Here is a 14233-nt window from a genome sequence, read left to right on the forward strand (position 1 = left end):
ACCAGAGGATCTGAGAAACCCATTGGTTACTGAGATACCCGATGGTATATTGATCGCGGTCGAGCACCGAAGGAGAGTCATCGATGACTACCTCGTCGAGCGACTTCTGCTGTGCCCCCGGCGAAGTCGGGGTCGAGCGGATACGTGAGCGCTGTATTGCAACGATCCAGAAGGAGACGGTGTCATGAGTGCCCCGTCGGACAAGAAGAGCCCACCCGTTGTCACCGAGTCGGCCCGGGGAGTGGCCTCACTCGGTGCCCAGGTTCAATCCAAATCCAGACCGGTCGTGATCTGGGCCGTCATCGGCGGCCTGATCCTGGCCTTTCAGGTGTACGTGTGGATCCGCTGGGTCACCGGGCCCTATTTCGAGCGGGTGCCCACCGGGCCGAGCGATCCGCCGACATTGATGAAGGCGATCCTCATTACCTGGACTGCCGTGATCATCGTCGGCCTGCCGGTCGGCATCTGGTGGTTCATCGTCAGGCCGTGGCGCCGCGAGCGGCGAATCACGCTCGACGGCATGCTGCTGGTGGCCTGCGGCCTGCTGTTCTTCCAGGATCCGCTGCTGAACTACTTCAACACGTGGAGCACGTACAACACGTGGATGTGGAACCGCGGCTCGTGGGTCCAGCACGTTCCGGGCTGGCAGTCCTATGGCGAGCCGGGCCACATGATGGCCGAACCGATTCTGATGAATGCGCCGGGTTACTCGTACGGGGTGCTGCTGTGCACGATTCTCGGCTGCTGGGTCATGCGCAAGGTCAAGGCGCGCTGGCCGAAGATCAACAACCTCGGACTGATCGGTGTGCTGATCGTCTGGACGTTCATCTTCGATTTCGTCATCGAGGGCCTGTTCCTGATGCCGATGGGCCTTTTCACCTATCCCGGTGCCATTCAGTCCCTGTCGATCAACGCCGGCACCTACTACCAGTGGCCGCTCTATGAGGGGCTCATGTGGGGCGGCGTCCAGGCCGGTCTCTGCGCGCTGCGCTACTTCACCGACGACCGTGGCCGGACATTCGTCGAACGAGGGCTGGAACGTGTCCGCGGCGGGTTCGCGAAGCAGCAGATCACCCGCTTCCTGGCGATCTTCGCGGCGTGCAGCGCGTTCTTCTTCGTGTTCTACAACATTCCCTCGCAGTGGTTCGCCATGCACGCCGAGCCCTGGCCCGAGGACATCCAGAAGCGCTCGTACTTCAACATGGGCATCTGCGGTGAGGGGACGGGTCGCCTCTGCCCCGATCCAGCGCTACCGATCCCCAGCAAGGATTCCGCCTACATCAACCAGGACGGCCAGCTCGTATACCCGGAGGGTGTGAAGCGGCCGGAGATCGTTCCGTTCGATCGAGGGAATTGAGAATATGTCGGAAAGGGAGAATGCACCTGTCGTCACCGAGTCGGCCGACAAAGTGGCCTCGCTCGGCGCCCAGGTGCAGTCCCCCGGTAAGCCCATCCGGATCTGGGCCGTTATCGGGGGCGCGCTTCTCGCGCTTCAGCTGTACGTCTGGATCCGGTGGGTCACCGGCCCCTATTTCGAGCGGGTCCCCACGGGCCCGAGCGATCCGCCGGAGCTGATGAAGACGATTCTGACCGTCTATACGGCCGGAATCGTGCTGGGCCTGCCGATCGGCCTCTGGTGGTTCATCGTCAGGCCGTGGCGGCGCGAGCGCCGAATCACGTTGGACGGCATGCTCCTGGTGTCGTGCGGCCTGATGTTCTTCCAGGACCCGCTCCTGAATTATCTGAACACGTGGTGCACCTACAACACCTGGATGTGGAACCGGGGATCCTGGTCGCCGCACATTCCGGGTTGGGTGTCGCCGGACGAGCCGGGTCGTCAGGTGGCGGAACCGCTGCTGATGAATGCGCCGGGATATGCGTACGGAGTTCTGCTGTGCACGATCTTCGGCTGCTTCGTCATGCGGCGTGTCAAGGCGAGGTGGCCGGGCATCAGCAACCTCGGCCTGGTCGGCGTCGTGGCCGTGTGGGCATTTCTCTTCGACCTGGTCATGGAGGGCCTGGTCCTGATGCCGATGGGGCTGTATTCGTTCCCCGGCTCCATCCGGTCCGTGTCGTTGAATGCCGGCACCTACTACCAGTGGCCCGTGTATGAAGGACTCATGTGGGGTGGCGTCCAGGCAGGTCTGTGCTGTCTTCGCTACTTCACCGACGATCGTGGCCGCACGGTCGTCGAACGCGGACTGGACCGTATCCGCGGCGGATTCGTGAGACAGCAGTTCACCCGCTTCCTGGCGATCTTCGCGGCGTGCAGCGCGCTCTTCTTCGTTTTCTACAACGTGCCCGCGCAGTGGTTCGGCATGCACGCCGACCCCTGGCCCGAGGATGTCCAGAAGCGTTCCTACTTCACCGCAGGTACCTGCGGCGACGGGACCGACAAGCCCTGTCCGGACCCCGCTCTGCCGATCCCCACCAGGGATTCCGGCTACATCGATACCGACGGCCGGCTGGTCCTTCCCGAGGGCGTCGAGCCCCCGAAGACCGTCCCCTTCGACCGAGGAGAATAAGTTGCTGACCAACAATCACCCCACCGCAGTCAAGACCGAGTCGGCGGCGCCGTTCTATCGAGCGGTAGGGGACGAGGTCGAGGTCTTTCACGCGGCGTCCCGCCGTGGTCTGCCCGTGCTGTTGAAAGGGCCCACGGGATGCGGGAAGACTCGCTTCGTGGAAGCCATGGCAAAGGAACTCGGCCGCGATCTCATTACCGTTGCGGGACATGAGGATATGACGTCGGCGGACCTGGTCGGCCGGTTCCTGCTCAAGGGCGGAGAAACCGTCTGGGTGGACGGGCCGCTGACCCGGGCCGTGCGCGAGGGCGCCATCTGTTATCTCGACGAGGTGGTGGAGGCGCGGCAGGACACCACCGTGGTCATCCATCCGCTCGCCGATCACCGCCGTGAGCTTTCGGTGGATCGGCTCGGCACGACCTTGCCGGCGGCACCCGGGTTTCAGCTGGTGATTTCCTACAATCCCGGCTACCAGAGCGTCCTGAAGAACATCAAGGAGTCGACACGGCAGCGTTTCGTCGCCATCGAACTCGGCTTCCCGCCTGCCGAGATCGAGACGGAGGTGGTTGCCCACGAAGCCGGAATCGATTCCGAGACAGCGCATTCCCTGGTCCGGCTCGGTCACGCGATCCGGAACCTGGACGGCTCGCCGCTGCGTGAAGTGGCCTCCACCCGCATGCTGATCCTCGCCGGCGGCCTTGCCGCCGAGGGGCTGAGCCTGCGCAGTGCCGTTCAGTCGGCCATCGTTCAGGCCCTGTCCGACGATCACGATGTCGTCCGCGCCCTGGGCGAACTCGTCGACGCCTTCCTGCCCCGGTCATGACAGCCGTCGATTCGAGTCCCGAGCGGTTCCGGCTCCTCGCCACTTTCGTTGCCGGCCGATCCGTCGATGTCGCGGAGGCATTGGGCGGCGAGGGGCCTTATACGAACGGTCGGGTCATATTCGTCTCGGCCGGCCGCACCGTCACCGAGCAGCGCCGCGAACTGCTGTTCCAGGCGGCCCTGCTCGGTGCGGGGAGCCTGGATCAGCGATGGGTGAAGGCATTGCGGGGGCGCGCCACGACAACGCGCCGCTATCTGGCACTCGAAGGCCATCGGGTGTTCGCCGAACTCGCCGAACGGATTCCGGCCGCTGCCTCGTTCCGCCTCGACGGCGAGCCGAGCACCGCGACCGCCGAGGAATCGCTCGAGGTGGCCAAAGGCCGAAAGAAGGTCGCCGATCCACCGGAATGGTTCGGCGCCATCAAACCCTCCCGGCTGCTGGCGCCCGTCGCGGGAGAGGGAGCGCAGGCCACCGACAAAGAGCTGCATTTGGAATTCGATCCCCTCGACATCCCCGAGGCCGACGATGACGACGAGGACGCGGACGAGGGCGGGGAAAGCAAGATTGCCAAGCTGTTCGAGAATCCGCTCTTCAGCTCGCAGACGCTGATGGACTACTTCCGCAAGAAGCTCGGCACCTCGCGGTCACCCGGAGACGGGCCGGCCGGAGCGGAGGCGCAAGTGCGCGCCGTCCGGCGGGCACGCATGGCCGGGGCGAATGCCCGGCCGCTTCCCACGCAGATTCATTTCACCGATGACGACAACCCGGGCAGCGCCGTCGGTGTGGGGGGCGCCCTCTATCCGGAGTGGGACGTCCACAACAATCGGTATCGGCCCGAGTGGTGCCGGGTCGTCGACTTTCCGTTGACGGTCCCCGCGGACGTCTCCGCCGCCGGTGTTCCCCCCGACGACGTGCTCCGTCGGCGGCTGGCTCGTATCGGCCTCGGCCCCAAGGTTTTACGGGGCCGCCCTGATGGCGACGAACTCGACATCGAGGCACTGATCGACATGTTCGTCGATCTGCGCTCCGGCTTTTCCCCGCCGGAGAACGTCTATCTGGAACGCCGCAAACTCGCTCGCAATCTCGGCGTCCTCATCCTGATCGACGCCTCCGGATCCGCCACCGATACCGATCCGGAGGGCCTGGCCGTGCACGATCACCAGCGCCGCGCGGCCTCCACCCTGGCCCTTACGCTCGAGGAACTCGGGGACCGCGTCGCCGTCTATGCGTTCCGGTCGGAGGGCCGGCACTCGGTCCAGCTACCGGCGATCAAAACCTTCGGACAACGTTTCGGCGCGGTCGGGCGAGCCCGGCTCAACCAGCTCGAACCGTCGAAGTACACCCGCCTCGGCGCCGGCATCCGCGGTGCGGGCGAGATACTCAAAACCGAAGCGGGAACACAGAATCGGCTGCTGCTGGTCCTCTCCGACGGCTTTCCCTACGACGACGGCTACGAAGGTCGTTACGCGGAAGCCGACGCCTACAAGGCACTCGAGGAACTCCGCGCGGACGGCGTCGCCTGCCTGTGCCTGTCGATCGGCGCAGGCACCGAAACCGACGCACTCGACAGAGTCTTCGGCTCCGCCGGCTGCGCCAGCGCCACCACCCTGTCCGAGCTGAGCCCCCAGATGGACGAGCTGTTCCTGTCCTCCCTCCGGGAACTCGCCGCGCCGAAGCCGGCGCGGGGAGTCAAGGTGTAGCTACGGTGGTGGACCCATCGACCTCAGCCGTCGTCCCGGCGACCCAGGAAACGCAGGAGTTCGTCGGTGGCTCGCCGGGCCTCGGGGATGTTCTTCATGATCCAGTTGTGGAACATTCCGGGGTATTCGTGCAGCTCGACGGGTACGCCCGCGAGATCGCCGAGTTCTCGGATACGGCGGGCGTCGGGTAGCAGGATGTCGCGGTGGCCGATGAAGACGACGATCGGGGCCAGCCGGGCGAGGTCGGCGAATGCGGGGCTGATCTCCGGATCGTCGAGCGCTCGTCTGCCCGCGTACCACCGGCCGGCCTGTTTCAGACCCGAGACACCGAGCTCCGGGTCGCGGTAGTCGAGGGTCAGCGATAAGGGATCGTCGGTGGCGAGGTCGATCCACGGGGAGAACAACGCGAGCGCGGCCGGCTGTGGCTGTCCGCGTTCGCGCAGGTGACGGACCAGGGTGAGCGCGAGCGTACCGCCCGCCGAGTCGCCGAAGACGATCCGGTTCCGGGGTGCGACGGTGTCGGTGACGCGGGCGTAGGCCCGCTCGACCATGGGAACGATGGACCGGTGATCGTGCTCGGGCGCCAACGGGTACATCGGCATCGTGTAGAGGCACCCGAGCCGGGCGACGATCCTGGCCGCGAAGTGCCAGTGGTGTGGTTCGGGCGCTTCGACGAAGCCGCCGCCGTGCATATGGAAGATGTGCCGCGGCGATGTCGGCCCGCCCGCCGGCGCGAGGGTGTAGACCTCGCACCCTTCGACCACCCGGCTGGTGATATCGCAGGTATCGGTCATCCGCCGCGGCGGACGCGACCGCTCCGGTGCCTGATGCCGTGCCAAACTGTCGCGCATCGTTGCGGGGTCGGCGTAGAACCGCTTGTTCTGCCGCAACCGCATCTGCGCGATGAGTGCCCGCGCCCGCAACGACGTCATCGACCCGACCTCCTGCCCGCTCAGGCGAGGACGTCGCGCATTCGGGCCAGAGCGCTCCGCCAGCCTCGCTCCATGGCGTTGCGTGCCATCTTCTGCCGACGGTCCTCGATATCGAATCCGGTCTGCGTCAACAGAAGTCGGGTACCGCGGCCCTCCGGCCGGATCGTCCAGTCGACAATCCAGCGGGCAGGGCGGTCGGCTTGCAGATCCACCCAGCTGAGGGTCAGCTGCTCACCCGGCCGAGTCGCGAGCACCTCGCAGGCGATCTCGCCGGTCTGCGGAGTGGGCAATGCGAAGATGAAGTGCGTCCCGGTCACCGCGGCGAACCCGATCGGCCGCATCAGCCACCGCTCCAGCAGATCCGGCTCCGTCAGCGCCCCCCACACGACATCGGGCGGCTGCGAGACGAAGTCCCCGACCTCGACCGCGTCAGGGTTCAACTCGGCATCAGACGTCATCCACGCACCCCCGCATCGAATCCGGCCATGGTGCCAAGCATTACATGATCGTGGTCCGGGCTCCTACCGGGTTCCAGCCCGCTGTCGTGCGTGTCGGCTGGATCCGCCGATGTCATCGTGGCCGGAGCCGAAGGACCCGCCGCAGGAAGGTGCCGGGCGGTGCATGATGAGGGCCATGACGCACCCGCCGCCGGATACGATCCACTCCCGGAGACCCGCACGTGGGCCCTTTCTCACCGGACTGGTTATCGGTGTTGTTGGGGGAGTGGTCGTTACGACGGTGGCGGCGGTCGCCCTGTTCATGCATCGCACCCACACGGTTCAGACCTATCCGGCACCGACAGGTGACTATGCCGCCGCGGTGAAGCGTGTCCACAGCCCCATGGACGACGACCGCTACGAAGTCTGGCTAGGCCGGCTCGCCGCCGACGACGTGCCGCGCGGTCACGTCGTGACGATCCCGCTCGCCTGGAGCACCGAGCCCCGAATCGACTGGAACCAGGACACGGTCGTCCTGCATTTCGAGCCCGGCGGTGAGATCCGCGTACCTGTGACGATGGTGCTGGATACCCGGTAGCCGGGACCGAGCCGAAGCAACAGCAGCTCCGTCAGTACGCCCCATGCTTCCCTTATCCGTACGACGGCCCGCGCCCCGGTCGTAGTGAGAAGGTCGCCGCTATTTCCGTCGTTCAAGATCAGCTTCCGAGAAACCGATTGAATTTCGCTCGATGTCGTATGAAACTTGCTGTTCAGGAAGTGTGCTCCTCGCGCACGCGGGGATGATCCCCCCATCGACTGGATCTGGGACAGCGCCGAGTTGTGCTCCCCGTGCACGCGGGGTTGATCCGCCGCACGCCTGCACCGACAAGGAACTGCCCGAGGGTTCGGGGTCGGCGAACTCCCATCCCTGCATTACCCAGGAACCGCGGTCGGTGCGGTAGAGCGTTGGTGAACCTGCCGGATTCGAATCCGGGTCCTTGGCCATGAACGTTAGACGCACGGTCAGCTCCCTGCCTACTGTGTTGCGGAATGTTGCGGAACACGCTGTGCCGAGAGCAAGGCGCTGATGACGCGTCTCATTCGCGGCTCGAGGCGACGGCCGGCGATGCGCCTGTACCGTGAATTGTCCCGGAGTGGCACGACGGTCCGGGCATCATGCGTTCCGTTGACTGCAAGGGAGATTCGATGTTTGCGCTCGTCGTGAGGTTCGACCTGCAAGATGCCGCGAAGGCCGGCGCATTCGACCGACTGGTCGCCGAAACCGTCAACGGCATCATCCAGCACGAGCCGGGCACGCTCGTCTACTCCACTCACACCGTAGAGAACGAGCCCCTGGCACGTGTCTTCTACGAGGTATACCGCGACCGCGACGCCTTCGAGGAGCACGAACGGCAACCGCATACGAAGCACTTCCTCTCCGAGCGTGACAAGTACGTCTCCTCGTCACGGGTCGAGTTCCTGACGCCGGCGGCCGCGAAAGGGCTCCCCACCGAAGGTTGAGCTACAGACTGTTGGTGATTCCACACCACACAGCGAAACCGTGAACGGTGTCCACGCTGCGTGCTTCGGCGCGTGCCAGCGCCCGGACCGTCTCATGAACCATCGGGTTGTATCGGGTCTGCGAGGGTGCGATCGTGCGGGCTGTGTGCAGGGCTTCGAGGGATCTCATGCGGTCGCCGTGGAGTAGGTACGCTCGCGACAGGTCGATGTAGTGGTGGCCGGCTCGTTCTTTCGGCGTGCCGGCCGGGATGACGAGGGTGCCGGCCCGGTTCAGCGCCTCGGCACCATCCAAACCCTCGACCGCCAGCGCAACCGCCCAAATGTCGACGTTCGTCGGCCCGAACGACATGATCGGATCGTTGTTGTCCCCGACCCGGGTCGCCGTCTCGCGGGCCTCGGCGAGGTGGGCGTCGGCGAGATCACGCCTTCCAGAGCGTGCAGCGGCCAGACCGGACTGGAGGTGCAGCCCTCCCCACGCGATCAGGTCCCGGCGATGGCCGGCGCTCAAACGAGGTTCGACGCTGGAGCGGCAGCGCTCGAGGAATGTCAACGCTGCCGACCAGTCCCCGCCGGAGGTCAGGATGGCCGCGCGGTGAAACTGACTCGTCGCAATCCACAGAGGGTCATCGGATTCGGTTGCAGCCCAGGCTAAACGGTCGATAGCAAGGGCGGCGAGGTCGGTGTATCCGAGCTTGTGCGCGAGACTGTGAGATGAGTAGTACAACTCGCAGAGAAGTGTGCACGCCTGCTCACGCTCCCTGCCGTGGCTGCGATGCACCGTCGCACGCACTTCCCCAAGCAGCGGTGGCAGCGCACGCCCCAATTTGTGAAACGCCGCCGCACGCCGGTAGCGACTGATGTGCTGTACATCCCCGGCGATCCGCGCAAGCGGCCGGATTTCGGTCACGTCGGAGTTGTCCAGGTCGTAGGCTGCGAGTTCGGTTCGCAGCACTGCCACTGCGGCATGTACCTCGCTGTCCTGGCCGGGTGTGGGCGTGTACGGCTGACCTGTGAGGTCCGGAACGCTGACCCTGAGCGCCTTGGAAACGGCGCCGAGGAAGGCCGCGGAAGCCGGTACAGCGCCTCGTTCGACAGCACGCACGAGACTGTGTGAAACGTCTGCTCGCGCAGCCAGTTCGCGTTGTGTAATCCCTGCCAGTTTCCGGGCCTGAGCGACTCGGGAACCAATGCTGCCACGATCTTTGGGCATCCTGTCCACCGCTCTATTCAACGCTCTCTGCGACTTCCAGGGTGCCAAAAAGTTTGGCACTTCGCTGGCTTGAATTCCGGAAAAGTCTGCGGCAGCCCCGCCGCCGGGTCGACGCAGTGCCTCTCGCTGATCGGCCAACCCAACTGTGACGTCCGGCCGACGGCGAACAGCTTCCCCGGCGGCGGGCGCCCACCGAAATCAAGCCGAGAGGAAACCATGGAATCCGGCGAACCGAATGACAAGCCGACGGCGGTCTGCTTGGTGCGCGGCGACGTGTCAGGCCTCGACGCACCGCGGCATGCAGTAGAAACCCAAAGGTACACAGCACGACTGGGGTACATAGTCCTGTACACGGTGCGGCCGCCGGCCGACCATCCGGACCCGGTCGGGTATGCCCTCGGTCTGGCGGCTGGGCTGGCTGTCGATGCCGTGGTCGTCTATGACCTGGCCACCGTCGACAACACTCCCAGCCGGGTGTGCGAGATGTTCACCCTGGAAACCGTGTGCCCGCCGACCATCTGGGCGGCATCCCGGCCCGACGAGGCGGATCACGCCCACCCTGACCACCGGCTCACCGTGCCCGAGGCCGCGCGAATTCTCCAGCAGCACATCGCCTGCCGCGCGCTCGAGTGCCCGCGGAAGGCGAGCGCCTACAGTCGCCTGGTGAAGGCGGGGAAGATCGTGCCCCCGACGGAGACTCCGCGGGAACGTGCTGCCGTGCGGGGAATCTCGTTCCCGCCCCGGCCATCCGATTCCCTGGCGCTGCCGCCCGTCCCGGACCTGCGAACGCTCCTCGCGGTACTCGACGGCCTGGCCGACCCCGACACCCACATGTTCGCCGTGCGCATGCCGGCGGGCGCCGACGGGTAGGGCCGTCATGAGCGACGCCAAGGCTGCGAACGTCCGCAGGACCGAGGTCGACGGGTGCGAGGTGACCTGGCAGCTGGCCGGCCACACCGCCCGCATCATGACCGTCCGCGAGGACGGTGTGGTGCTGGTGTCGTATGAGGTCTTTCCGGACTTGGCGCAGGCGCGGGACGGGTGGCCGCAGCTGGCCGGGTTGTGGGATGCGGTGCGGCATGAGCTGTGGGCGGAACTGGTTCCCGCGCAGCAGGTTTCGATCGGTAGTCGGACGAGTGTACGGCCGTGGGATTGACCGGCGCACAGCCGGAGGTGTCGGGACTGCCGGAGGTGTCGGGGCGGGAGGCCGCCGAGCGGCGGGCGCGGGCCATCGAGGCCGGCGCGGGGCCGGACCATCGTGTCGTCCGGGCACCGGCACCGCCCTGCGGCTGGCTCCTGTGCCGTGGCGGCGAACTGTTGTGCAGCGGCAGTCTCGACCACCTCGAGCCGTGGCCGACCTCGCCGGGCACCGAGTAGGAGCCGCGCGTGCTCTGGGTTTTCGCGCTGTCGCTGCTCGGTGTCCTGGTGTTCGGGTTCCTGGCGGTGCGGTGGTGGCCGCGCCGGATCCCGCCGGGCCGCAGCGTGCACGACATCCGCCGGCGCATCGACGACGAGCGCCGGCACAGGCCACACCGATGATCGATCACCGAGCAGAGAGGACAGCAGTACCCGCATGACCATTCCCACCCCCGCCACCGGTGGCCGGACACGCCCCGATCCCGCCCCCGAAGTTCCTCGAGGCAGCGCAGTCCTACATGCTCGGCGCGCACGTCTGCGCAGACGGCCCGGTGATCTATTCATGGGGTACCGGCGACGATTCCACGATCGGTATCAAGGCGATCCCGGTCGACCGGATGCCGCCTGCCACCGAGGACATCCACCCTTACGACCGGGCGACCACCGTGCTGCAACGCAGTGCCCCGATTCCGTTGTGGGGCTTCGGCATGTCCTACTGCGGGCACGTGGCGTTCGTCCCGACCGGGGTATCCGACAGCATGGCCGTCGTCATCGACCCCGGCCGGACCGAACCGGACAACCCCCGGCTCGAACTCCAGCGCATGTGCGCCGCGGTGTTGTTCGTCCACTCGGCCGACCGTCACGATCTCATCCGTCCGGCCGGGAAGTCCGAGCCGACCGCGATCACCTTCCGGGGCACCGACAACCCGTATCCGCCGCCAGGGGAGATGCGGCACCTGTGGATCGCGGCCGTCGCACTCGACCGCACCAACATCGAACGGTTCGCCGCACTCGACCACGGGCACGGCACGACCCGGCCACCGATACAGTGACCGCCAACCGACGAACCGAGGGGAGCCAGACGTGGATGACGAGCAGATCGGTTTGGATATCAGCGTGGATGTCGAGCCGAGCGCATGGGCAGCGTGGGCCGACCCGCAGCGCCAGTCAGCGCAGACCCGCAAGTTCCTGAAACGCGCCGGATTGCCTGCGCTTCCGGCGGAGCCCTGGGACTTCGAGTCCGACGAGGCTGTCGAGATCAGCGACATGATCGCGGAGCGATTCCCTGACATCAAGGACGTGACTATTCCGGAAAATTCTGACCTCGTGGATCAGCTCGTGTGCTTCACAGGCGAGTGGTTCATCCGGTACCTGGATGCACGATGGTGTGATTTGACAGACATGCCACCCGGCTACAATGACTGCCCGGACGTGACCATCTACGGTGATATCAAGCCTGCGATAGTTTTCCCATTCCGAGACTGGAAGACCTGCACCGCAGATTTCCTCGTCAAGTACGTAGTCGAGAACGAGTTTCTGAACTTGGTCGAGTTGGTATCAGTGGCGTACTGGAGGCTGCGCAAGGACGACGGAAGCCCGTCTTTTTCCGAGTTGAGAACGACTCTTCCGGATCATCCTCCCTTCGTGTGACCTGACATCAACGTTCTTTCGTAGTTTCGGGGTCGGGGCGTAGTTATGCCTGGTGATGGTTATGATAGTGACCGCAATGGCTTCGACAGCAACCAGCGTGGAAGGATATTCGAGAACGGCACCGATCGGTTCTTCCGGGACCGTGAAAACGGATACGGCCACCACTCCCGAACCTACGAGTGCGGCAAGGATCGAATTCAGTTCGACAAGGTGAAAGAAGACCGAGGCCGTACTTTCACCATCGAGGACAAGTCGGGTCGGGTGGGCGGGAAGAAAGACGAGACTCAATTGAGGGTCGTCCGGGAGCTGATCGACAGAGGTGACGTCGCCCATCACACGTTGCGCTCGGTGCAGGGTGAGGCGATCTCGGAACCGGCGCGCGAGCTGATCGATGGACTTGTCCGGGACTTCCCGGACAAGTTCACGCACCAGGTGGTTTCGAGAGAGGCCGCCCGCGAAATTTGGGCACGGGGACTGCAACGCGAACCGGGGCAGCAACTCGAGTTGCCCGGTGTCGGTGAGAGAGCGCGGCAACAGAAGACGCAGCAGAGGATCCGAGAGCGGGAGGAGTGCCGGCGTGAGCTACGGACGGTTCCGGCACGGGCCGAGCGGGAGCGGATCATTGAGCTGGCGAAGGAGCGTGCGGTGCGGGAGTGGCGGGACGAATGGCTCGGCCTGAAGCCGCGTGAGGAGTCCGGCCGGCACAGGCAGCAGGAGCGGGAACGGCAGGAGCGGGAGACCCGCGAGCGGGAGGCGGCCGATGCCGCTGTCCACAAGGCGCGGAAGGAGGCCGCCGCCCGGCTCGCCGTAGTCCGGGAACAGGAGCGTGAGGCATTCGAGCGTGGGCAGCGGCTTCCGATGAATGGCCGCGAGATCGCGGATCTGCTGGCCGTCACACAGCCGACACCGACCGAGCTGGAACGAGCCCGCGAACGCCCGGCACCGGAGATGTCCCGGGGCCGGGACAAGGAACTCGGTCGCGAACGGACACGGGAACGAGACCGCTGACGAGTCAGCGCAATGCGTTCCGCAGCAATACTTTTCGATACTTCCTACGATCAGACAGTGGAGGACGAGCTGCCGGTGACCACGCATGCGCGAGAACCGTTCACCCTCAACAAACGCCGCATCCTCGAAACGATAGTTCTGCCGCCTGGAAATATGTCAAGTTTCCCCACGACTTTACCCTGGTCGGTCACAAGCGCTGCATGCTCGGCGGACCATTGAAGTTTGGACACGTCCCAAGGATGCCATCAAACGATCACGCTGGGTATCAATATATCGACGCTGCATGTCCAGGACCCAGCGCCTCTGCATCTCAACGAAGCCCGTCTCTCGAGACTCCTCCCTCCATCATCCACCACAGCAGATTGCGGTGACGGACCGCATGTGCTGCGGGGACCTGGTGGGCGAAGGCTGAGCGCCCGAAAACGGTAGGCCGGTCGCAGTTGTCAGTCGGTTCCGGGAATCTGTGCGGTGGAGTCGGGGTGCCGCAGGGGAATTCCGTTGTGGCAGGCACCGATTACCACGCCGAGGAGGAGGGACGGTTCGGCGAGGTCGTTGCGGCAGGCGTGGGTTACGCCGTTGATGATGATCCAATCGCCTTGTTGTAGAAGGATTTCCGTGTCCTCGAGGACGAAGACTGTTTCGCCGGAGATCTGCATGAGGCAGTCGACGGCGGCGTTGGCGTGCAGGATGGAGGTGCCGCGGACGGTGCCGTAGCCGTAGGGGTTGGGGTCGGGGAGGATCGGGTGGGCCTCGCGGTCGATGCTCGCGGTGAAGGCGGCCTCGCGTTCGGCGATGTCGTCGGTGTCGAACAGCGCGTCGGGGTCGAAGTGCGGTGGGAGGGTGAACACGGTGATGTGGAAGCCGCCGGGTGCGGGGAGCAGTGGGCCTCGGAACGGGGGTGCGGTGCCGTCGCCGGGGAGCTGAATCACGTTGTCGGCGGCCCAGATGGACCACTGTTCGGGCTGGCTCGCGGCGATGCGTTCGTCCGAGACCACGCGGGCTCTGCCGTCGGGGCCGAAGCCGGTGACGACTCTGCGGATGCCGGGCGTTGTCATGGATATCTCCTCGTCGTCGGTCGTGGCGGGAGTGAATCGGCGCAACGCGATAGGTCGGTGTCGAGCCCCCCAGACGCACAATAGCTGCGATGATCATGGGCGACAGGCCCACACTTTCGAGGGCGTCCCGGCCCGGTAGGCGCGACGTTCGGCAATCGACCAAACCGGGCACGGTAGCAGCACGAATCTTCTAACGATGACCAACGGCAGCACCCGGCGAGGGCTGGCGGCCGAT

General features: G+C 65.5%; 17 protein-coding genes. 13 read left to right on the forward strand and 4 right to left on the reverse strand.

Annotated features, from left to right (window positions below):
• Positions 1-184: 184 nt before the first annotated feature.
• The 4 genes from D892_RS0100365 to D892_RS0100380 are packed head-to-tail and all read left to right on the forward strand — an operon-like array spanning position 185 to position 5048.
• Positions 185-1357 carry a spirocyclase AveC family protein gene (locus D892_RS0100365; protein ID WP_024799352.1) on the forward strand — a complete coding sequence of 391 codons (1173 nt, stop codon included), beginning with the start codon at positions 185-187 and terminating at the stop codon, positions 1355-1357.
• A gap of 4 nt (positions 1358-1361) precedes the next feature.
• Entirely contained in the window at positions 1362-2525 is a 1164-nt protein-coding gene (locus D892_RS0100370) for a spirocyclase AveC family protein (RefSeq protein ID WP_036566438.1), read from the forward strand.
• Position 2526: 1 nt separating this feature from the next.
• Positions 2527-3348, forward strand: coding sequence for a CbbQ/NirQ/NorQ/GpvN family protein (locus D892_RS0100375; RefSeq protein WP_036566441.1), 822 nt, complete (start codon positions 2527-2529; stop codon positions 3346-3348).
• Complete coding sequence (locus tag D892_RS0100380; protein WP_024799355.1) at positions 3345-5048, forward strand: nitric oxide reductase activation protein NorD; 1704 nt, start codon at positions 3345-3347, stop codon at positions 5046-5048. The genes D892_RS0100375 and D892_RS0100380 overlap by 4 nt, the downstream gene beginning before the upstream one ends.
• 23 nt (positions 5049-5071) lie before the next feature.
• Here D892_RS0100380 and D892_RS0100385 read toward each other — a convergent pair whose 3' ends face one another.
• Positions 5072-5980, reverse strand: a complete 909-nt coding sequence (locus D892_RS0100385; RefSeq protein ID WP_024799356.1) for an alpha/beta hydrolase — start codon at positions 5978-5980, stop codon at positions 5072-5074.
• A 20-nt stretch (positions 5981-6000) separates the two neighbouring features.
• Positions 6001-6438 carry an SRPBCC domain-containing protein gene (locus D892_RS0100390; protein ID WP_024799357.1) on the reverse strand — a complete coding sequence of 146 codons (438 nt, stop codon included), beginning with the start codon at positions 6436-6438 and terminating at the stop codon, positions 6001-6003.
• Positions 6439-6613: 175 nt separating this feature from the next.
• On the opposite strand from D892_RS0100390, the gene D892_RS39980 reads away from it, so the two are divergent.
• The gene (locus tag D892_RS39980) at positions 6614-7015 is read left to right on the forward strand and encodes a hypothetical protein (protein ID WP_156959308.1); all 402 of its coding nucleotides are present in this window, start codon (positions 6614-6616) and stop codon (positions 7013-7015) included.
• 608 nt (positions 7016-7623) lie between these two features.
• Positions 7624-7938 carry a putative quinol monooxygenase gene (locus D892_RS0100400; RefSeq protein ID WP_024799359.1) on the forward strand — a complete coding sequence of 105 codons (315 nt, stop codon included), beginning with the start codon at positions 7624-7626 and terminating at the stop codon, positions 7936-7938.
• Between the two features lies 1 nt (position 7939).
• Here the strand turns inward: D892_RS0100400 and D892_RS44360 are convergent, their stop codons facing one another.
• Positions 7940-9148, reverse strand: a complete 1209-nt coding sequence (locus D892_RS44360) for a helix-turn-helix domain-containing protein (protein ID WP_036566469.1) — start codon at positions 9146-9148, stop codon at positions 7940-7942.
• Between the two features lie 354 nt (positions 9149-9502).
• Here D892_RS44360 and D892_RS0100410 point away from each other — a divergent pair, with 354 nt between their 5' ends.
• The 7 genes from D892_RS0100410 to D892_RS43330 all read left to right on the forward strand — a co-directional run bounded on the left by D892_RS0100410 (position 9503) and on the right by D892_RS43330 (position 12943).
• Entirely contained in the window at positions 9503-10018 is a 516-nt protein-coding gene (locus D892_RS0100410; protein WP_156959309.1) for a hypothetical protein, read from the forward strand.
• Between the two features lie 7 nt (positions 10019-10025).
• Positions 10026-10304 carry a hypothetical protein gene (locus tag D892_RS0100415; protein WP_024799362.1) on the forward strand — a complete coding sequence of 93 codons (279 nt, stop codon included), beginning with the start codon at positions 10026-10028 and terminating at the stop codon, positions 10302-10304.
• Positions 10295-10525: a hypothetical protein gene (locus D892_RS0100420; protein WP_024799363.1), complete on the forward strand. Its 231-nt coding sequence runs from the start codon at positions 10295-10297 to the stop codon at positions 10523-10525. The genes D892_RS0100415 and D892_RS0100420 overlap by 10 nt, the downstream gene beginning before the upstream one ends.
• A gap of 9 nt (positions 10526-10534) precedes the next feature.
• Positions 10535-10687: a hypothetical protein gene (locus tag D892_RS46230; RefSeq protein ID WP_156959310.1), complete on the forward strand. Its 153-nt coding sequence runs from the start codon at positions 10535-10537 to the stop codon at positions 10685-10687.
• A 59-nt stretch (positions 10688-10746) separates the two neighbouring features.
• Positions 10747-11337 (forward strand): hypothetical protein, encoded by a 591-nt coding sequence (locus D892_RS0100430; RefSeq protein WP_024799364.1) that lies wholly within the window; start codon positions 10747-10749, stop codon positions 11335-11337.
• A gap of 31 nt (positions 11338-11368) precedes the next feature.
• Positions 11369-11935 carry a hypothetical protein gene (locus tag D892_RS0100435; RefSeq protein WP_024799365.1) on the forward strand — a complete coding sequence of 189 codons (567 nt, stop codon included), beginning with the start codon at positions 11369-11371 and terminating at the stop codon, positions 11933-11935.
• A 210-nt stretch (positions 11936-12145) separates the two neighbouring features.
• On the forward strand, positions 12146-12943 hold the full coding sequence (locus D892_RS43330) for a hypothetical protein (protein ID WP_156959311.1): 798 nt from the start codon (positions 12146-12148) through the stop codon (positions 12941-12943).
• A 443-nt stretch (positions 12944-13386) separates the two neighbouring features.
• Here D892_RS43330 and D892_RS0100445 read toward each other — a convergent pair whose 3' ends face one another.
• Positions 13387-13998, reverse strand: a complete 612-nt coding sequence (locus D892_RS0100445) for a hypothetical protein (protein WP_156959312.1) — start codon at positions 13996-13998, stop codon at positions 13387-13389.
• Positions 13999-14233: the final 235 nt, after the last annotated feature.

It is taken from the genome of Nocardia sp. BMG51109 (genome assembly GCF_000526215.1).
Classification (GTDB): Bacteria; Actinomycetota; Actinomycetes; order Mycobacteriales; family Mycobacteriaceae; genus Nocardia.

Excerpts from the sequence above, each read along its gene's own strand:
- D892_RS0100365 (WP_024799352.1), top strand. The coding sequence starts at position 185 with ATGAGTGCCCCGTCGGACAAGAAGAGCCCACCCGTTGTCACCGAGTCG.
- D892_RS0100370 (WP_036566438.1), top strand. The coding sequence starts at position 1,362 with ATGTCGGAAAGGGAGAATGCACCTGTCGTCACCGAGTCGGCCGACAAA.
- D892_RS0100380 (WP_024799355.1), top strand. The coding sequence starts at position 3,345 with ATGACAGCCGTCGATTCGAGTCCCGAGCGGTTCCGGCTCCTCGCCACT.
- D892_RS0100385 (WP_024799356.1), bottom strand. The coding sequence starts at position 5,980 with ATGACGTCGTTGCGGGCGCGGGCACTCATCGCGCAGATGCGGTTGCGG.
- D892_RS0100390 (WP_024799357.1), bottom strand. The coding sequence starts at position 6,438 with ATGACGTCTGATGCCGAGTTGAACCCTGACGCGGTCGAGGTCGGGGAC.
- D892_RS39980 (WP_156959308.1), top strand. The coding sequence starts at position 6,614 with ATGACGCACCCGCCGCCGGATACGATCCACTCCCGGAGACCCGCACGT.
- D892_RS0100400 (WP_024799359.1), top strand. The coding sequence starts at position 7,624 with ATGTTTGCGCTCGTCGTGAGGTTCGACCTGCAAGATGCCGCGAAGGCC.
- D892_RS44360 (WP_036566469.1), bottom strand. The coding sequence starts at position 9,148 with ATGCCCAAAGATCGTGGCAGCATTGGTTCCCGAGTCGCTCAGGCCCGG.
- D892_RS0100415 (WP_024799362.1), top strand. The coding sequence starts at position 10,026 with ATGAGCGACGCCAAGGCTGCGAACGTCCGCAGGACCGAGGTCGACGGG.
- D892_RS0100445 (WP_156959312.1), bottom strand. The coding sequence starts at position 13,998 with ATGACAACGCCCGGCATCCGCAGAGTCGTCACCGGCTTCGGCCCCGAC.